Genomic DNA, 19,288 nt, shown 5'->3' on the forward strand with positions numbered 1-19,288 from the left:
TGAGGTGAAGGCTATGACACGGCGGTTTGTCGTTATCGATTTTGAAACAACAGGAAATTCAGCAGCAAAAGGAGACCGAATTATCCAGATTGGTGCGGTCGCCGTTGAGGCAGGACAGATAACGGACAGATTTTCGACGTTCATCCAGCCAGGCGTTCCCATCCCCCATTTATTGAACAATTGACGGGCATCAACGACGATATGGTGAAAGATGCCCCGTTGTTTGAAGAAGTGGCACCAAAGCTCCTTCAGATGTTAGAAGGAGCTTATTTTGTTGCCCATAATGTTATGTTTGACTATTCATTTCTACAAGGCGAGCTAGACCGTTCTGGTTATTCTAGACTATCTATGCCGCTGATCGACACGGTCGAAATGTCGAGACTCCTCCTGTTAGGAGCAGACGGTTATCAGTTAGGCATGCTCGCTGACTATCTAGGGCTAGAACATATCAACCCTCACCAAGCAGACAGCGATGCTGAAGTGACGGCAAGACTCTTAATTCATCTTTTAGAAAAGCTAGAAAACTTGCCATTAGCGACGCTTGAACGACTCACTCCTTTTTTAAAGAAGCTGCAAAGTTCTTTAGAAAGCATTGTTGGTGATATGATCGCTGAAAAGTCAGCTTTTTTAGCAGATGAAGAGACGTATGATTTTTACAGAAAGCTCGCTCTTAAAAAGAGACCGGATTTTGTACAATTTTCAGATGATGATTTTACAGAGTTTAAAGACGAAGAGGTTCATGATCAGCTTCAGCAGCATATGCAGCATTACGAAGTGCGAAAAAGTCAGCAGAGAATGGTCGAACTCGTCGATGAAGCTCTTCACACGAATCAGCATCTTGTGATTGAAGCGGGAACGGGTGTAGGGAAATCGCTCGGTTATCTCATACCGGGTATTCGACATGCAAAGGAAAAAGACCGGCCGCTTGTCGTTTCTACACATACCGTCCAGCTTCAGCAACAGCTGTTAGAACGTGATGTTCCACTTTTAAAAAGAATCATGCCGTTTGATTTTACAGCGACTCTTCTTAAAGGAAGAAATCATTACCTATGTTTAAGAAAATTTGAACATACGCTTATGGATCATCACGATGATAACTACGATATGAACTTCACAAAAGCACAGTTGATCGTCTGGCTTACTGAAACCGAAACCGGTGATGTTGAAGAGCTGTCGATGGCATCTGGCGGAAAGCTGTTTTGGAACACGGTCAAAAGTGATGCCAATTCGTGTTTGAACCACCGATGTCCTTGGTTCTCCAGGTGTTATTATCATAAGCAGAAGAGGGCAGCTCATGAATCAGATCTAGTAATTACGAACCATGCGTTGCTGTTTACCGATTTAAAATCAGATAATCAACTGTTACCTGTTTATAAAGAAGTAGTGTTAGATGAAGCACATCACGTTGAAGAAGTCGTAAGTGATCATTTTGGGAAGGAAACGGATTATTTTTCATTCGTAAAGTTGCTTGATAGACTTTCACAAACGGATGGGGACGGAATGATGAACATGTTCAGAGAGATCTGCGACTTGCTTGAAGTTCCTAAATATCAAAATCATCTTGCCAATTGGGATAATCTTTTTCTGATGTGAAGAATGAGCTTGATGAGATCTTCAAGCAGATCAAGACGATCTGTTTACGTAAAGCCAAATCGTCTCGCTCCACAGAATTAACGAAATTAACGCTTCGTTATACGAAAGAGGATATTGAGGCTGTCGCTTGGGAACCAGTCTTAGAGATGGAAGCGAGAGCACGTCAGTTTATGGGTGATCTTGTGAAGCCTGTAAAACGTGTTTTAAAGAGCTTTGATCACTATGAAGAACATTTAACGGTCCAGCAAAAAGGTTTCTTAGTTGATTTAGAAGGCATCTTAAACGATCTTCAGGACGAGATGACAGATCTTCACCACTTAGTGTCTTGCCCGTTATCTGAAGAAGTGTACTGGATGGAAGCAGAGTCAAAAGGTCCGAGACACGCGGTTACACTCTTTGCGAAGCCTGTTGAGATTGATCAGATCTTAGCTGATAAATTCTTTGGTAAAAAAGCTCGGTCGTGCTCACTTCTGCGACGATGAGTGTAAAGAACAGCTTCCGTTACTTGAGTGAAAGGCTTGGACTTTTAGACTTTGGTCCGATTAGCGCACAGCTTCCTTCTCCTTTTCAATATGAACAACAGGCGAAGCTTATGGTGCCTACGGACATTCCGCTCATTAACGAAGTGGATCAGAAAACGTTCGTTAAAAAAATCTCGTCTTCTCTGTACGAGATCGCAAAAGTAACGAAAGGACGCATGCTCGTTCTGTTCACTTCGTACGAGATGTTGAGAGAGACACACGGAGCGTTTAAAAGCTTGATGGATGCCGAAGAGTTCGTATTAATCGCACAAGGCGTAGATTCCGGAAGCCGGGCGCGTCTTACAAAGAACTTCCAGCGGTTTGATAACAGCATTCTGTTTGGGACGAACAGTTTTTGGGAAGGAATCGACATCCCTGGAGACGATTTATCTTGTCTCGTGATTATCAGACTGCCGTTTACTCCGCCCGATCAACCTGTGATGGCTGCGAAAAGTGAGAAGCTGAAAGCAGAAGGCGGAAATCCTTTCTATGATCTTTCGCTTCCGCAAGCGATTATCCGGTTTAAGCAAGGATTTGGCCGTTTAGTAAGAAGCAGCCGTGATAAAGGAGCCGTTTTCGTATTTGATAGAAGAATGATCGAGACGAGATACGGCAAGTCATTTATACAATCACTTCCAAAGCTTCCGGTTTCAATTAAACCGATTGATGAACTGGTTTCAGAACTGGATGATTGGATGGAATAAAGCGGTTCTTGAACAAAACAAAAATAGTCTTGCAAATAGCCATCTAATTCTCTTATGAATTAGATGGCTATTTTTAGTTTTTATACTCGAATTTGCACCCCATCCGTATAGGTTTTAACAAGGTTTCAATAATTTCTGTCATGATGGTTTTGATGTTCCAATTATGCACCAATACATTATCCCAACCCTGATGAAGAAGGAAAAAAGGGTTGAATATGGAAATATTAAAGTAACTTAACTTTTTATAAAGGAGAACACTTTATGACGATTGGTATTAGTACCGTTCAGGACGTTCTTGAAAATTACAGATGTGCCGTTTATGAGAAAGATGTTGAAAAATTCCTATCTTCCTATGATGCTGATGTACATATTTATGATTGCTGGGGAAACTGGGAGTGTAAAGGTATTTCTTTATGGAGAGAAAATGTAAGAGAGTGGTTTAATGGTTTGAGTGAAGACGGAGATTTACTAAAAGTAGATTTTAACGATTTAACTATTGAGGAAAATACTAACGTTGCATTTGTTCATTGTGCTGTTACGTTCGCTGCTTATAAAGAAAAATCTGGAGAGAAGCTTCGTCAAATGACAAACCGTTTTACATTTGGCTTTAAAAAAATAAATGAGTCTTGGCTCATAACACACGAACATTCATCATTGCCAATAGATATGAAAACGGGAAAAGGTATGTTTAACCTAAAATAAACAGGTAGTTGGGGAAGAATAAGTAACAGATAAAATATTCCTTTTTTTTCTCAATTGGATGCGTTTATTTAAGAATGCTTTATATCGAAAGAAGCGGTAGGGTATATATTTATGTTTAAACTTTGAGACTTTCCATTGAGGGAGGTCTTTTTTAGTGACGCCTTTAAATAAAATCAATATAATTATTAAAAAATAGGTATTATTTAATGAAAAAAATAAAAATAATTAATACCGTAATTAATATTTTTGAAATTTTTGTTCACTTTCTTACTTATGTTGTATATAATCAAATTATACAAAAAGAAAGGAATCTGATATGGCTCATCCATTACTTACGAATTGTCCTGTTTGTACACAAACACTCAAGATTACCAAACTTCATTGTTCACATTGCCAGACGACAATCGAGAACGAATTCGAATTATCAAAATTTGCTTCACTAACGAAAGAGCAGCTTCATTTTGTTGAAGTCTTTCTCGTATGTAGAGGCAATATTAAAGAAGTTGAAAAAGAACTTGGAATCTCATACCCAACCGTTCGAGGCAAGCTGAACGACATTGCATCTTCATTAGGATATGAACAAAAAAGAAGAATGAAGTAGACGAGAAAAAATTGTTATGATGCTTGAACGTGGAGAGATTTCTCCAGATGAAGCAATCAAAATGTTAAAAGACGAATAGGAGGAATGTGAAATGAAAAGTGAGATTGAAAAAGTTTTAACAATGGTTCAAGAAGGTAAGATTGACGCTGAGAAGGGTTCTGAATTAATTCGAGTTTTAAATGAAAAGGAACAAAGTACATCTGTTAGACCATTAAGCAATCCTTCTCATAAACCTACTAGTTACAGCGACAAAACATTAAGGATTCGTGTTGTATCTGCTGAAAGTGACAACGTAAATGTAAACCTTCCTATTAAACTAGTAAAGGCTGTTTTAGCAGCAGGACACAGTATTGCTTCAAAAATTCCCCAATCTGAACAATATGTAAATGATATTAATATCGATCTGATCTTTGAAGCAATCGAAAATGAACTGGACGGTCAGATTGTTGATGTGAAATCTGCAAACGGGGATACCGTTTCAATCGTTATTGAGTAGGTTACAAAATATGTTACTTGTAAATGTAAAAACAAAAGAAACAAAGTTCACAATACCTGTTCCTTACGTCCTTTTAAACATAGGTGTTTCGATTTTAACCTCCAAACTGTTAATTCGACACGCAAACAAATGGTCGAAACCTCATCTAGATAAGAAAAATATATCCTTTACCATTCCTTCCGTAGATAAAACAGAACTCAAACGTATTATTAAAGAATTGAAAAAGCATAAAGGTCTAGAGTTAGTTAATGTAAAGGCACAAGACGGCACCGAAGTGATTGTAAGATTATAAAAGCGTCGAGCATTTTGGAGTTAAATGAGTTATTCCACGAATCGGGTGCTTTAACAGAATAATGAAATGAAAAAAGAGCTCAAAATTCAGAGTGCAAAATCTCAAAATATTTGTCCTCTTCTTATACCGAACGGTAGCATTTCTTCGAAAAGGAGAAATGCTCTTTTTTATGGAAGTAAAGGGTAGTTTAAAGTAGATTGAGATTCCATTTAGGAATATGAAGGATTAATTAATTAAATTAGGGGGTATCTAGATGTTTGAAATATTTAATTTTGATGAAATTTATCGTGAACGTGATGATTTCACCCCTCTAGTGTTAGTTTCCTACCTTAAAGGTTTCGAAACTCCAAAAGGTAAAGGGGGAAATAATAATTAAAACATTATAAGATTTACTTGATGTCTGATAGTTTTCACCTTGGACGATTAGGTACATTTCCTCAAACAGGAGAAGTGCTTTTTTTATTGAAGTAAAAACGGCAATGTAGAATAAGGAACTTTTCAATGAAGATTATGATCGGAAATTGGTTATTCGGGTCATATTTTGGCTAGGGTTAACACCCTAATAACAACCAGATAGGATGACCTATCTATTAAATCTTGATAGGACAGGCTGTCGCTGTTCTGGCACACAACTTGCATGTATAAATTTGAATTTTCAAATAAATAGTAGGTAGCCTTCTATTATTCTGATTTTAAATAAGGCTATCAAAAATAATGAAGGAGAGATGCAATTTTGAACAAAAAATGGATGGCTGTAACACTTTCTCTTGCACTAGGATTATCATTATCAACACCTTCCGTAAGCTTTGCTAAAAACAAGAAAGAAATTCAAGGGAATCTCGTAATCGCGGGTGGAGCTTTAGGCAGCAGCAACAAAGCGGTTTATAACGAATTTATTCAACTAGCTGGCGGTAAGGAAGATGCAAAGATCGGAATTATACCAGCAGCGAGCAGCTCTCTTAAATCATCACAAAGTTTCAAAAAAGATTTGGTATCATATGGATTGGATGAAAAACAGATTGAGATCGTTCCTCTTGCGAATCGTGATTTTAGCGGTACACCAGAAGATGAATCCAAGTGGAGAAAGAACGCGAACAGTGATCGTATAGCAGACGATATTGAAGATTTAAGTGCAATCTGGTTTGTTGGAGGAGATCAACTGCGAATCACAGATACTTTAGTAAAACCTAATGGAGATCAGACAAAAGCATTACAAGCCATTTGGAAAGTGTATCGTGAAGGAGGCGTTATCGGAGGTACGAGTGCAGGGGCAGCCGTCATGAGCGATGTGATGATCACAGGTGGTGACAGCTTAGGTGGCTTGAACAATGAGTTTGTTACGAAAGATAAGGCAGGTTCTAGCGAAGAATACGAACCTGTTTATCTTGAAAGAGGTCTTGGATTCTTTAAGTACGGAATTGTAGATCAGCACTTTGATGAACGTGCTCGCCTTGGCCGTTTAGTGATGACAGCACTAAAAGAAAAAGCAACAGGACAGTATGCTTATGGCGTGGATGAAGATACGGCACTTGTTGTGAACAACAAAGAAAAAACAGTGAAGGTAGTCGGAAGAAGCGGGGTTTCTGTGGTAGACGTGGGTCAGGCTAAGGTCACCGATTTTAACAAAGCTCATTTTAAAGATGTTTATATCAGTCATCTCGTTTCAGGTGATCAACTAAATGTGGCTACAAAGGAATTTATTATAAGTGATCATAAAGATGAGACGAACGGATATGAATACTACGAATTTAAACCTCTAGACGCAACAGGAGTTTTTACCTCATACGGAAGATTAAAAGAATATATCTCTTATTCATTGGTCGATAATGCAACAACGGATGCTGTTAAGAGTTATTTATATGATTCTAATGGTGATGGCTTTCAACTTACGTTTAGAAAAACGGAGAACACAAAGGGCTATTGGGGTTATAAAGATGGACAAAAAGACGATTATTCGTTTACAAACGTTGCTTTTGATGTAGAACCTAGAAAGGTTGGTTTTACAGAAAATAAGGATGCATTCTCTGAGTACAAGCACTCTGCGTTTAAAGGACCTGTCATCGACCGATCAAAGCCAGTTAAAGGAAATCTACTGATTGTAGGTGGTTCTCTAGGAAGCACGAATGATGATGTTTATAAAAAATTTATTGATTTAGCAAAACAAAAAGAGGGTTCAAAAGTTGGGATAGTACCAGCTGCAAGTTCCAGCTTAACATCATCCAAAACGTTCAAAGAAGACCTCGTTCGTTATGGGATGACATCAGAACATATAGAAATTCTTCCGCTCTCTGTAACGAATGACAAAAAAACACCTGAAGATGAGTCAAAATGGGCGGAGTTAAATAAAAATAACGAAGATCTTGCCAAAAAGTAGAGCAATTAGATGCGGTGTGGTTTGTAGGTGGTGATCAAACCAAGATTACAGCTTCACTACTGAACCAGAACGGATCAAATTCTAAAGTATTAGATGCCATTTGGGAAACGTATAAAAATGGAGCGGTACTTGGGGAACAAGTGCTGGTGCTGCGATAATGAGTGATGTCATGATTGCTGGTGGAGGAAGTTACGATACCCTTGCATCCGGTTTTACGGAAACGTATGACGGAATGCTGCAGCAAGAAGGCGGTCCTGGTTATTTAGAACGAGGGCTTGGTTTCTTTGAATATGGCATTGTGGATCAACACTTTGATAATAAAGCACGTCTTGGCCGATTGATTGCTGTCTCTAATGATAAAGGTGATCACAACAAACTATCATATGGCATTGATGAAGATACAGCTCTCGTCGTATACAATGAACAGAAAAAGCGGAAGTTGTTGGTAGAGGGGCGTAACCTTAGTTGATCTATCAAAACAGGTAAGAAGTCCTGAGCTTGGTCAAAGTCAGTTTAAGAATATTAAGCTATCGTGGATCAACCAAGGCGATGTGCTCGATCTTACAACAAAAGAAATTTCGATTAACGAGAATAAAGACAGCACTACAGGTTATGAGTATTATGAATACAAAGTGCCGCCTCATTCAGGTGTCTTAAGTGCTCACGGGGTGTTAAACAAATTCATCTCTTACAATCTAGTAGATAATGCTGGAGCGGCGAGTGTGAAAAGTTACAGCTTCAACAATAACAAAGGATTTGAGTTGAACTTTAGAAAAACTGCTGAAACAGAAGGGTATTGGGGATATACGGACGGTCAGAAAGATGATTATTCTTTTGTAAATGTATCTCTTGATATAACCCCAGTAAATGTAACGATAGATTAATAAATTAATGTAGTTGTATCTACCTTTTTGAACCGACCAGACAAAAATCTGGTCGGTTTGATCGTGTTGAGGAACTGTTGAACTGCTTCTACGTATGGCAACAACTAAATGTTAGTCTGGATTTGTCGTAATAGATCGACTCGTCAATATAAGGGCAGAATTCGTCATATTACAGCCTAAGTTGGTCAAAATAATTACGAAATTAGTGAAATTAATATTGAAATTTTTCAATTTACCATGTGGGGACTACGTTTAGCTTAAGTAGATAAGTTAGTTTCACCTCATCCGTTATTTTTTGTATGACACAAAAGTAGATTCCAAATTTAAGAGTGCAAAAAGATTACAACAACAGCCTTAAACAAAGACATTTTCCGTCTTTTTCACGGATTCTAAAGTACCACTTTCACAGAATTTCTGCTATAGTAAACAGGGATAAGATTGTATGTAAGAGGAGGAAGAACCGTGGAAAGCAAAATTGAAGTTCTTTCGACGCTAAAAGTGGACAAGTCCAGTGATTTGTACAAAGTAGTATCTGAACTGAACAAAACATTAAAACATCAAGATTTAATGTTTGGTCTCGCGTTAGATGACGAAAATAAAAATAAGATGATTTTTACGATCTATCGCACATAGGAAGGCTTAAATATGGGAAAAAAGTGGATACTTGTTATTATTGGAATCCTTATCTTAGCAAGCTGGCAAGCCTATTATCTTTTTAATGGTGTGCAAGCCAAGCCCGGAAAGAAAGAAGCAGAAGCTGTTGAGATTGCAAAAAGAGAAAAAATCTTGTCACTATTACAAATGTTGATCACTTTTTTAAGAATGAAACTTATTATGTAGTAGAAGGCAAGAACGGAAACGGCACAGATATGGTCGTTTGGGTCGGAGAAGATAAAGAAGTTACTTCCGAGATCGCAAAAAAGGATTATCAGAGAAACAAATTCTTGATTTTGTAAAAACCAACTATGATGCGAAGAAAATCATCGACAGCCGTCTAGGCATGGAAGATGGTATTCCATTGTGGGAAGTTGTTTATTATGATGATCAAGATCGCTACACCTATTTTTATGGATATTTTGAAACTGGTAAACGTTACGAAATCTATCGTCTTAAAGAATCTGAACAATAATAAAAAGTGGAGGGATTTAGTAGTATGAAGCTTGCAAAACGTGTGGAGGCATTAACTCCTTCAACAACTCTGGCAATCACAGCAAAGGCAAATCAATTAAAGGCAGAAGGGCACGATGTAATCGCACTTGGGGCAGGTGAACCTGACTTTAATACACCGATACATATTATTGAAGCTGCATATGAGTCTATGAAAGAAGGACACACGAAATATACGGCATCTGGCGGACTTCTTTCGCTGAAAAAGCGATCGTAAACAAGCTGAAGCAAGATCAAGGACTAACGTATGAACCTTCTGAAATCATCGTAAGCACTGGAGCAAAACATTCGTTATACTCTTTATTCCAAGCCATTCTGGATGAAGGTGACGAGGTCATCATCCCGATTCCTTATTGGGTGAGTTACCCAGAACAAGTGAAATTGGCTGATGGGACTCCTGTATATCTAGAAGGTAAAGAAGAGAACCAGTTTAAGATCACGGCAGAAGATTTGAAAAAGTGATCACGAAACAAACGAAAGCACTTGTATTGAACTCTCCAAGCAACCCGACAGGATCGCTATATTCAGCAGAAGAGCTGCGCGCGATCGGAGAAGTGTGTCTTGAGAATGATATCTTAATCGTTTCTGATGAAATCTATGAAAAACTCGTTTACGGCGGAGTGAAACATACATCAATCGCAGAGCTTTCACCAGAGCTGAAAAAGCAAACAATCATCATCAATGGTTTGTCTAAATCACATGCGATGACAGGCTGGAGAATCGGTTTTGCAGCAGGCGATGCTAAGATTATTAAAGCGATGACGAACTTAGACAGCCATAGCACATCGAACCCGACGACTACTTCTCAGCACGGAGCACTTGCAGCCTATAACGGCACACAAGAACCTGTTGAAGAAATGCGTCAAGCGTTTGAAGAGCGTATGAACAAGGTTTACGATCGATTGATCACCATTCCTGGAATCACGTGTGTAAAACCGAACGGTGCGTTCTATCTGTTCCCAAATGCAACAGAAGCGGTTAAAATGACGGGGTTCTCTTCAGTAGATGAGTGGGTAGAAGCTCTTTTAGAAGAAGAAAAAGTGGCACTCGTTCCGGGATCAGGCTTTGGAGCACCGGACAATGTGAGACTTTCCTATGCAACAAGTCTTGATACAATCATGGAAGCGTTAGATCGAATCGAACGTTTTATCAACTCAAAACGCAAGTAATGATTGATTTTTAGGATGTTCTCATTCATAATTTTTTGGTAGATATTGATATTTAGTACAGTGGAGGTACATGTAGTGAAAACAACGATTAATAAGCTTAGTGAACACGTAGGCAAGACCGTAACGATCGGCGCTTGGCTCTCTAATAAGCGTTCTTCAGGTAAGATCGCTTTCTTACAGCTTCGCGATGGATCTGGATTCGTGCAAGGTGTTGTCGTAAAGAGTGAAGTTGGCGATGAGATCTTTGCAAAAGCAAAAGGACTTACGCAAGAATCCAGCCTTTACGTTACTGGAACGGTTAAAGAGGACGAGCGTTCAGCTCTAGGTGTAGAACTTGAAGTAACAGATGTTGAAGTTCTTCATCAAGCGGTAGATTATCCAATCACACCGAAAGAACACGGAACTGAATTCTTGATGGACCACCGCCACCTTTGGATCCGTTCTAAGCGTCAGCACGCTATCTTAAAAATCCGTAACGAAATCATTCATGCCGTGAACGAGTTCTTCTACAACAACGACTTTGCAAAAGTAGATCCTCCGATCCTTACTGGAAGCTCTGCAGAAGGAACGACATCATTGTTCCATACGAAGTACTTTGAAGAAGATGCGTACCTTTCACAAAGTGGACAACTCTATATGGAAGCGGCAGCGATGGCACTTGGAAAAGTATACTCGTTCGGTCCGACTTTCCGAGCAGAAAAATCAAAAACTCGCCGTCACTTGATCGAGTTCTGGATGATCGAGCCTGAGATGGCTTTCGTTGAACACGAAGAATCCCTTGAGATTCAAGAACAGTTCATCTCACATATCGTTCAATCTGTTATTAAACGCTGTGAAAACGAGTTAAATACACTTGGACGCGATATCTCTAAGTTAGAGAACGTAAAAGCACCTTTCCCTCGTGTTTCTTATGACGATGCGATAAAGATGTTAAAAGAAAAAGGCTTTGATGATATCGAGTGGGGAGACGACTTCGGTGCGCCTCACGAAACAGCGATCGCTGAAAGCTTTGATAAACCAGTCTTCATCACGAACTATCCGAAAGACATTAAAGCATTCTACATGAAGCCAGATCCGAACCGTGACGATGTTGTATTGTGTGCAGATTTGATCGCTCCTGAAGGATACGGGGAAATCATTGGAGGAAGTCAGCGTATTGATGACCTTGCACTTATGGAACAGCGTTATGAAGAGCACGGATTAACTGATGATGCTTACAAATGGTACCTTGAACTTAGAAAATACGGAAGCGTTCCTCATTCAGGATTCGGTCTTGGGTTAGAGCGTACGGTAGCGTGGATCTCAGGAGCAGAACACGTTCGCGAAACGATTCCGTTCCCGCGTCTATTGAACCGTCTATATCCTTAAGTTAAATTAAAAAATCTCCCAGCTCATGGGAGATTTTTTATTGTTTTCAGGAAGTGATTTTAGGATGAACAAGTGCAAATAGGTCGTTTTGGAGAAGAATCGGAATTAAGTCGTTTTCGTTGCCAATTAAGTCTAAAATAAAAAAATTAAGTCTAAATGGTACCAAATTAAGTCTATACGATAAAATAAAGGCTTTCCTGCAAATTTCGACATGCTGCTAGGGTGCGCCTGTTACATTCAAACCTATCTTTTTCTCAACATTCACCAGTACAGTGAAAATAAAAAAGCAAGTATTATATGCTATAATGAAAACAGAGGTGTTTTAAAAATGAACGGTACATTATTTGAAAGATGGATGGCTGAAGGGTCGATCAGCATCCCTAATATGCTATTAAAAACGTACAAACAGATCGGGTTAACAGATAACGAATGTATGTTATTTATACAGCTGCATGTTTTTATAGAATCAGGAAACTACTTTCCGACACCTGTCGAGCTGTCTGAACGAATGTCAGCAACAAGTGACGAAGTGTCCTCAATGCTTCGGTCATTGATCGGAAGAGGCGTACTTGGCATGGATCAATACGAAGATAAAGAAAAAGGCGTCTATTTTGAGGCCTATACCCTCCAGCCGTTATGGAACAGGCTGCTTCAAAGCCTAAAAGAGGAAGAGCAGATTAAAAAAGAGGTTCATAAGGAAAGCCAAGAACAAAACGTTTTTGTTCTTTTTGAAAAAGAATTTGGACGACCACTATCTCCGATGGAACTTGAAACGTTGAAGATTTGGATGGACGAAGATCAGCAATCGCCTGAATTGATTCTATCGGCACTTAAAGAGTCCGTTTTATCTGGAAAGTTAAATTTTAGGTATATTGACCGTATTTTATTTGAGTGGAAGAAAAACGGCATTAAAAGCCCAGAAGCTGCAAAGATGTACGGCGAAAAGTTCAGAGTCAGACAACTGCAAAGATCTGGTCATACAGATCAGCCTCGAAAAGACTCTGGGTTAAAAAGACCCGCTTACAATTGGCTGGAATCTTAAAAACTTGAAAAGGCCTTATCATTAAGGTCTTTCTTTTTTATGACAGGAGGTAAAGTATTCGTGTTAAATAAAACACAAATTCAATTTTGCTTAGAACAGATGGAGGACATGTTTCCAGATGCTCACTGTGAGCTGAATCATTCAAATCCGTTCGAGTTAACGATCGCCGTGCTTCTGTCCGCTCAATGTACAGATGCACTCGTAAATAAAGTAACTCCAAAACTATTTGCGAAATATAAAACACCACAAGATTATCTGAACGTGTCATTAGAAGAGCTGCAAGATGATATCAGATCGATTGGACTGTACCGCAACAAAGCAAAGAACATTCAAAAACTGAGTGAACTTGTCTTATCAGAATACGGAGGAGAGATCCCGAAAGATCGTGATGAACTGACGAAATTACCTGGTGTAGGAAGAAAAACGGCGAACGTTGTTGTATCTGTTGCTTACGGTGTTCCTGCCATTGCCGTTGATACTCATGTTGAACGTGTTTCAAAACGTCTTGGAATCTGTAAGTGGAAAGATTCAGTACTTCAGGTCGAAGAAACCCTTATGAAAAAGATTCCAAAATCGCTTTGGGGAGCTACACATCACCGTTTAATCTTTTTCGGAAGATACCATTGTAAAGCCCAAAACCCGAACTGTCCGGAATGTCCGCTACTTTCGATTTGCCGTGAAGGCAAGAAGCGAATGAACCAAAAAGAAAAGAAAAAGTTGACTCGAAAATGATGACGTAACGTCTTTTCGAGTTTTTTTATGTACAATGAATTTTCCGTGATTGTACAAGCATTCCTTCCCTTTCTTCATATCATATAGAAAGGGAGTGATGTTTTTGTGTCATATTCAATCACATATGACTATATTAAAATAGGAAATGCAAGACCTGGTGTAAAGCTGGACGGTCCGATTTTTGGAGTAGCTCATGATACAGGTAATCCAGGTTCTACAGCTAGAAACAACCGTAACTATTTTAACAACGAGCAGCCGAGTGCAAGTGCTCATGTGTTCATTGATGATCAAGAGATTCTTGTGATTATTCCGCTCGATGAAAAAGCGTACCATGTACAATACGGAACACAATTGGACAACCTGCGTTTTAGCAGGGAATCGAATGATGCAGCGATCGGTGTGGAACTTTGTTGGGGAGGTGCTATCAATTTTCAGCAGGCGTACGATCGGTATGTTTGGTTTTGGGGCTATCTTTGTAGAAGGTATAACTGGAGGCCACAGGAAAGGATAGCTAGCCATAAACAATTGGATCCTGAAAGAAGAACAGATCCCGATAATGCATTAAATCGTTATGGAGTTACATTCGAGCAGTTTTTAAAAGACGTAGAGAAATCCATCACAAGTGAAGTGATCTCAACACCGCCTGTTACAAACAATATGTATCTAAAACGTGGCAGCAGCGGCGAAAGAGTAAAAGATCTACAGACCAAACTAAACCGGACAGGCTCTACCTTAGTGGTAGATGGAGTGTTTGGGGCGAATACAGAGAATGCTGTTAAGGCATTTCAACGAAAATATAGCCTAACGGTTGATGGAATTGCGGGACCCAATACGTTAAATAAACTAGAAGCTGTTTTAAAGCAGTCAGCTAAACCATCACAACCAGCTAAGCCTGCCAATCCTAATGGAAGCGCCGTTGTACCATACCCTGGATATGCAATCAGTAAAGGTTCAACGGATTCAGTCAATATTAGAAGAATTCAACGTGCATTAAATATTACAGTTGACGGTATTTTCGGCAGCAATACAGAGTCAGCAGTAAGAGCGTATCAGAGACGCAAAGGTCTTGTATCAGACGGAATAGTTGGTCCAGCTACTTGGAATACACTCTTTTAAAGAGTTACAATACGATTAGATAAGAGATTATCTTTGGATAAACTCTTTTTTTGTTTGTTCAATAACGCGGAGGTTTGAATATGACCCAAAAGAAAATGTAGAAAGTATCTTTTTAGAATGGAAAGCAAAAGCAGAAGAAATTGCTATAACCTTTAAAAATCGAGACAGAAAACGTGCAAAAGAACCAATGGTGTACTTCTTTAACCGTTTTTTGCAGTCTCTGTTTGCGGGTAATGGACAAAGTGCAACGAAAGAAGAATTAATAAACTGGAAAGATCATATAAAGGGATTGAAGCATCTGCCCGTCAATGCAATTGAACGACTTATGTTCATTGAAAATCAGCCGGACCATTATCAATCATTTATCCAGCTAAGTGAGTTATTTTCAGAATGGGAAAAGAAAAGTGTCATACTTTTAAGACGAAGTACATAAGGACAAGGCTCTTGGACATATGATGATGACATGAGACGTTTTTAGGAGGGGTATCATGCAGATTCATGTGGTGAAAAGAGGGGATTCTCTTTGGAAGCTTTCACAATACTATAAATTGCCGTGGCAAGAGCTGGCCGCGGTAAACCGTCTTACAGAAAAAGATGTACTGACAGTAGGACAGACACTTTTTATTCCAACACCATTTACGTATACCGTACAGCCTGGTGATTCTTTAGAAGAGATCGGCAAAAGAATCGGAGTATCTGTCGCTCAGCTTCAGCAGGCGAATCCAGGCGTAACAGATGAGACGATACAGGCAGGAACCCAATTGAATGTTCCACAGAGAAGTAAGAAGACGATCGTTACGAACGCGTTTGCAGAGCCTGTTCCAAAAGCAAAAGAAAATTTCATAGCAGCAGCAAAAGGACTAAGTTATATTACGATGTTTAGTTATGAAGTAAATGAAAAAGGTGTGTTTAAACCACTGAATGACACAGCTTTCTTAAAAGAAGCAAAGAATAAAAATGTTAGACCAATCATGGCAATTACAAATATTAAAGACGGTGAATTCAGTGAAGAAGTGGGAACGGCGATTCTAACGAATAAAGAAATTACAAACAAAGTAATAGATGAGTCCCTTCGTATTATGAAACAAAAGGGTATGAAGGAATCTCAGTAGATTTTGAGTTTCTTGGAAAACAGAATAAAGAAGCATACAATCAGTTTTTAAGAACAATGACAGAGAGAATGCATAAAGAAAATTTTATTGTAATGACAGCAGTAGCACCAAAGATATCTTCCACTCAGCAAGGAGAATGGTATGAATCGCATGATTACAAAGCACACGGTGAGATTGTAGATTACGTGATTTTAATGACTTACGAATGGGGATATAGCGGGGGCCACCGATGGCTGTTAGCCCACTCCCATCTGTAAAAAAGTGCTAGACTATGCCGTAAGTGAAATCGATCCAAAGAAAATTTTGATGGGGATCAACTTATACGGTTATGATTGGACGCTGCCTTATAAACCAGGAGGAGAGTTTGCGAAAGCGCTAAATCCTGTTCAAGCTACACAGCTTGCTGGAAAACGTCAGGCAGCAATCAAGTATAGCCGGAAAGATGAGGCGCCGTTCTTCAGATATTGGGATAAAAATAAAAAGGAGCATGTCGTTTGGTTTGAAGATCTAAGGAGTATGAAAGCAAAGTTTGATGTTGTGGATCAGTACGGATTTGCAGGGGTAAGTTTTTGGAATCTTTCATTTGGCTATCCAGTATTTTGGAATTATTTGGTTGACCGTTATAACATAAAGTGATCACTCTGTTGCCATTATTGACGTAATGGTAAACAGCTAAGCCTCTCGTTTTTGCCAGAACTTTTAAAATTGATAAAAAGTTAATAGTGTTATGAAAACTGCCCTTAACCGTAGACAAACAAAAAAATCCGCCAGCCTTATGCTGACGGATCTTTTTTTGTTTATTGGTTGAACGGAGGGAGGAGTCCTCCTCCGTTTCCACCATTTTCTTCTCTACCTCCGTCTTGGCCTGGCGGAGTGCCAGGTTCACCTTCACTTGGAGGCTCTGTTCCAGGTTCCTGTCCTGGTGGAGTACCTGGTTCACCCTCACTTGGAGGAGGAGTGCCAGGTTCACCTTCAGCAGGAGGCTCTGTTCCAGGTTCTTGACCCGGAGGAGTGCCAGGTTGACCTTCACCCTCACCTGGAGGAGGTTCTTCACCTTCAGGACCTTCTATCGTAATAGATGTTTCCGCAGGCTCACTTTGAGTGTTGTTTTCGCTGTCGACGGCTATCACTTGGAATGTGTATTTACCTGGTGCAGGAGCTGGAACAACAAATTTCGTATCGTTGATCGTTGCACGTTCCTGCATTGGTCCGTCGTTATAGCTCGCGAGAACTTTAAACGTAACACCCTGTTTCTTTTCGTACTTCCATTTCACTTCAATCTCATTTTTGTTTTCTTTGAACTTCGCTTCTAAACCTTCGATCGTTGATGGTTTTTCAAACTTATCACTTACGCCCGGAAGGTCAGTGCCTTTAACAAATAGTTCGATGATTTTCTCGGAATCAGGTGTAAACTCACTAGCACGTTTTCCAGTTCCTTTTTCCATCGCAACTTCTGTTACTGATTTCGGCTTCTTAAAGTCGGTGTTCTTGTGATCTAATTGACTCATGATGTCGCGGAAAATCTGTTTGGAGTAATCCGCTTCATTGTCGTTTAGATAAAGACCCTCTTTCATATCTGCGTAACCAGTCCATACCGCTGCAGTATAAGTAGGTGTATAGCCGGCCATCCATGCATCTTTTGTTGCACCATCTGGGAAACCATATTTATCACGATCTTCTTTAGAGTAGTTTGTCGTACCCGTTTTACCAGCTAAGTTCAGTCCGCTTACGTTAGCTTCACGTCCAGTACCTCTATCCATCACATCTTTAAGCATATCTGTGACCATATATGCGGTGTAATCTTTCATAGCCGCTTTTGGCTCTGAGTCGACTTCGATCACACGGCCGTCTGGGAATTCCACTTTACGAATCGTTGTTGGTTTCGAGTAAGTTCCTCCATTACCGAATGATGTATAAGCACCAGCAAGTGTAAGAGGGGAGATACCTTTTTCAAATCCACCAATCGCATAAGAAGGATACGTGGTGTCAGGATCTAAATCAAACCCTAACTTGTTCGCAAAATCTGTCGCTTCCTCCGCTCCAACTTCTTGGAAGGCACGAACGGCTGTCGTGTTCTTCGATTCAACAAGCGCTTGACGCATGGAGATATCGCCAACGTTACGATCATTAAAGTTGTTGATCGTGATGTCTTTTAATTCAACAGGTTCATCTTTTAAGATATAGCCTGTGTTCCACTTTTTGTTTTCGATCGCAGGACCATAGTCCAAGATCGGTTTGATGGTTGAGCCAGGCTGTCGTTTAATCTTAGAGGAGAAATAGTTACTTAATTCACCTCCACGACCGCTTCCTACTGCACGAATTGCGCCTGTTTTCGTATCTACTAAGGCAACACCTGATTGAAGAATTTCATTTTCGTTTTCTAATTTTGCTTTAAGAACATCTTCCGTTGCTTGTTGTGCTTTTGTGTCAAGATTTGTATAAATCTTCAAGCCTGAAGAGTAAATATCCGCTTCTTCAAGTCCTTCTACGTCTTTTAAATCATCGATAACTTGTTTGATGTAGGCGTCATAAGGACGTGATTCTGTTTTTACATTACCTTCATCGATCATGTCTTTGACTGGAATACTTTTGGCTTTTTCAGCTTCTTCTTTTGTAATGAATTTATGCTGTGCCATTAAGTTCAACACGACATTGCGGCGATGTTCGGCTTCTTTTGGATTCCTAGTAGGATCATAATAACTTGGTGCTTTCGGAAGCCCAGCTAATAGGGCTGCTTCTTGAACTTCCAATTCATCTACATTCTTGTTGAAATATACTTTGGCTGCTGTGGCAATTCCATATGCTCTGTTTCCAAAGTAGATTTTGTTCAAATACATCTCTAAAATTTGATCTTTCGAATATTTCTGTTCTAGCTGTACAGAAAGATAGGCTTCACGAATTTTACGTGTAAGTGATTTCTCATTTGTTAAAACGGTATTTTTAATAACCTGCTGAGAGATCGTACTCGCACCTTCTGCTCCAAATCCTTCTCTTACGTTAGCAAAAGCTGCACCCGCGATACGGCGTACATCAATACCGCTGTGTTCACGGAATCGAACGTCCTCTGTTGCAATAAAGGCGTTTTGAACAGACTCCGGAATTTCATTAATTTTTACACGTATTCGCTTTTCGTCCCCTGAGACTAAAGAGACTTCTTCACCGTTCATATCCATAATCTTAGAGGATACAGGTGTCTCAAGTTCTTTTGGATCTAGTTTCGGCGATGTTGCGGCAATGACGCCAACCGTTAAGAGTCCTAGTATTCCTAAAATAAGAGCGAGCAACAGGAGGGTCTTCTTCCAATTGCGTCCACCTCTTGGTTTTTTGGTTTTCGTTTTATTTGCCGGTTTGGAACCATCACTTGATTGTCTGCGTTCCACACGGCTTCGGTAATCTTTTGACATAGTTTTACCAA

Annotated in this window: 24 protein-coding genes and 2 pseudogenes; 25 read left to right on the forward strand and 1 reads right to left on the reverse strand. The window is 39.6% G+C overall.

Annotation, left to right across the window (positions count from 1 at the left end; genetic code table 11):
• The first annotated feature begins 13 nt into the window (after nt 1-13).
• From ACEWFH_RS10795 to ACEWFH_RS10915, 25 genes and pseudogenes are all read left to right on the forward strand, one after another.
• Complete coding sequence (locus ACEWFH_RS10795) at nt 14-184, forward strand: exonuclease domain-containing protein (RefSeq protein ID WP_473727147.1); 171 nt, start codon at nt 14-16, stop codon at nt 182-184.
• Nucleotides 181-1,593, forward strand: coding sequence for an exonuclease domain-containing protein (locus ACEWFH_RS10800; RefSeq protein WP_473727148.1), 1,413 nt, complete (start codon nt 181-183; stop codon nt 1,591-1,593). Before ACEWFH_RS10795 ends, ACEWFH_RS10800 begins: the two co-directional genes overlap by 4 nt.
• Complete coding sequence (locus ACEWFH_RS10805) at nt 1,590-2,075, forward strand: hypothetical protein (RefSeq protein ID WP_473727149.1); 486 nt, start codon at nt 1,590-1,592, stop codon at nt 2,073-2,075. Before ACEWFH_RS10800 ends, ACEWFH_RS10805 begins: the two co-directional genes overlap by 4 nt.
• 23 nt (nt 2,076-2,098) lie before the next feature.
• A complete protein-coding gene (locus ACEWFH_RS10810; RefSeq protein ID WP_473727150.1) occupies nt 2,099-2,818 on the forward strand; it encodes a helicase C-terminal domain-containing protein in 720 nt (239 codons plus the stop codon).
• Between the two features lie 261 nt (nt 2,819-3,079).
• Nucleotides 3,080-3,520, forward strand: coding sequence for a YybH family protein (locus ACEWFH_RS10815; protein WP_473727151.1), 441 nt, complete (start codon nt 3,080-3,082; stop codon nt 3,518-3,520).
• A 316-nt stretch (nt 3,521-3,836) separates the two neighbouring features.
• A pseudogene (locus ACEWFH_RS10820) lies at nt 3,837-4,200 on the forward strand (DUF2089 family protein).
• 12 nt (nt 4,201-4,212) lie between these two features.
• Nucleotides 4,213-4,617, forward strand: a complete 405-nt coding sequence (locus ACEWFH_RS10825) for an SHOCT-like domain-containing protein (RefSeq protein WP_473727152.1) — start codon at nt 4,213-4,215, stop codon at nt 4,615-4,617.
• Nucleotides 4,618-4,627: 10 nt separating this feature from the next.
• On the forward strand, nt 4,628-4,909 hold the full coding sequence (locus ACEWFH_RS10830; RefSeq protein WP_473727153.1) for a hypothetical protein: 282 nt from the start codon (nt 4,628-4,630) through the stop codon (nt 4,907-4,909).
• Between the two features lie 253 nt (nt 4,910-5,162).
• Nucleotides 5,163-5,285, forward strand: coding sequence for a hypothetical protein (locus tag ACEWFH_RS10835; protein WP_473727154.1), 123 nt, complete (start codon nt 5,163-5,165; stop codon nt 5,283-5,285).
• Between the two features lie 357 nt (nt 5,286-5,642).
• Nucleotides 5,643-7,283 (forward strand): cyanophycinase, encoded by a 1,641-nt coding sequence (locus ACEWFH_RS10840; protein WP_473727155.1) that lies wholly within the window; start codon nt 5,643-5,645, stop codon nt 7,281-7,283.
• 14 nt (nt 7,284-7,297) lie between these two features.
• Entirely contained in the window at nt 7,298-7,441 is a 144-nt protein-coding gene (locus ACEWFH_RS10845; RefSeq protein WP_473727156.1) for a hypothetical protein, read from the forward strand.
• Entirely contained in the window at nt 7,441-7,752 is a 312-nt protein-coding gene (locus ACEWFH_RS10850) for a hypothetical protein (protein WP_473727157.1), read from the forward strand. The genes ACEWFH_RS10845 and ACEWFH_RS10850 overlap by 1 nt, the downstream gene beginning before the upstream one ends.
• A gap of 82 nt (nt 7,753-7,834) precedes the next feature.
• On the forward strand, nt 7,835-8,167 hold the full coding sequence (locus tag ACEWFH_RS10855) for a hypothetical protein (protein WP_473727158.1): 333 nt from the start codon (nt 7,835-7,837) through the stop codon (nt 8,165-8,167).
• A gap of 462 nt (nt 8,168-8,629) precedes the next feature.
• Nucleotides 8,630-8,800, forward strand: coding sequence for a YpmA family protein (locus ACEWFH_RS10860; RefSeq protein WP_082820684.1), 171 nt, complete (start codon nt 8,630-8,632; stop codon nt 8,798-8,800).
• Nucleotides 8,801-8,812: 12 nt separating this feature from the next.
• Nucleotides 8,813-9,007: a hypothetical protein gene (locus tag ACEWFH_RS10865; RefSeq protein WP_473727159.1), complete on the forward strand. Its 195-nt coding sequence runs from the start codon at nt 8,813-8,815 to the stop codon at nt 9,005-9,007.
• Nucleotides 8,962-9,123, forward strand: coding sequence for a cell wall elongation regulator TseB-like domain-containing protein (locus ACEWFH_RS10870; protein WP_473727273.1), 162 nt, complete (start codon nt 8,962-8,964; stop codon nt 9,121-9,123). Before ACEWFH_RS10865 ends, ACEWFH_RS10870 begins: the two co-directional genes overlap by 46 nt.
• 197 nt (nt 9,124-9,320) lie before the next feature.
• Nucleotides 9,321-10,503: pseudogene (locus ACEWFH_RS10875) on the forward strand (pyridoxal phosphate-dependent aminotransferase).
• 75 nt (nt 10,504-10,578) lie between these two features.
• Nucleotides 10,579-11,871 (forward strand): asparagine--tRNA ligase, encoded by a 1,293-nt coding sequence (asnS, locus tag ACEWFH_RS10880; RefSeq protein WP_473727160.1) that lies wholly within the window; start codon nt 10,579-10,581, stop codon nt 11,869-11,871.
• A 328-nt stretch (nt 11,872-12,199) separates the two neighbouring features.
• Nucleotides 12,200-12,913 (forward strand): DnaD domain-containing protein, encoded by a 714-nt coding sequence (locus ACEWFH_RS10885; RefSeq protein ID WP_473727161.1) that lies wholly within the window; start codon nt 12,200-12,202, stop codon nt 12,911-12,913.
• Nucleotides 12,914-12,973: 60 nt separating this feature from the next.
• The gene (gene nth / locus ACEWFH_RS10890; RefSeq protein ID WP_473727162.1) at nt 12,974-13,645 is read left to right on the forward strand and encodes an endonuclease III; all 672 of its coding nucleotides are present in this window, start codon (nt 12,974-12,976) and stop codon (nt 13,643-13,645) included.
• A gap of 105 nt (nt 13,646-13,750) precedes the next feature.
• On the forward strand, nt 13,751-14,761 hold the full coding sequence (locus tag ACEWFH_RS10895; protein WP_473727163.1) for a peptidoglycan recognition protein family protein: 1,011 nt from the start codon (nt 13,751-13,753) through the stop codon (nt 14,759-14,761).
• 61 nt (nt 14,762-14,822) lie between these two features.
• Entirely contained in the window at nt 14,823-15,194 is a 372-nt protein-coding gene (locus ACEWFH_RS10900) for a YpoC family protein (protein WP_473727274.1), read from the forward strand.
• A 55-nt stretch (nt 15,195-15,249) separates the two neighbouring features.
• Complete coding sequence (locus tag ACEWFH_RS10905) at nt 15,250-15,873, forward strand: LysM peptidoglycan-binding domain-containing protein (protein ID WP_473727164.1); 624 nt, start codon at nt 15,250-15,252, stop codon at nt 15,871-15,873.
• Entirely contained in the window at nt 15,864-16,130 is a 267-nt protein-coding gene (locus ACEWFH_RS10910) for a hypothetical protein (protein ID WP_473727275.1), read from the forward strand. Before ACEWFH_RS10905 ends, ACEWFH_RS10910 begins: the two co-directional genes overlap by 10 nt.
• 4 nt (nt 16,131-16,134) lie before the next feature.
• A complete protein-coding gene (locus ACEWFH_RS10915; protein ID WP_473727165.1) occupies nt 16,135-16,509 on the forward strand; it encodes a glycosyl hydrolase family 18 protein in 375 nt (124 codons plus the stop codon).
• A 161-nt stretch (nt 16,510-16,670) separates the two neighbouring features.
• On the opposite strand, the gene ACEWFH_RS10920 is transcribed toward ACEWFH_RS10915, so the two are convergent.
• The gene (locus ACEWFH_RS10920; protein WP_473727166.1) at nt 16,671-19,277 is read right to left on the reverse strand and encodes a transglycosylase domain-containing protein; all 2,607 of its coding nucleotides are present in this window, start codon (nt 19,275-19,277) and stop codon (nt 16,671-16,673) included.
• Between the last annotated feature and the right edge of the window lie 11 nt (nt 19,278-19,288).

Source organism: Fictibacillus sp. EA-CB0309, assembly GCF_055814265.1.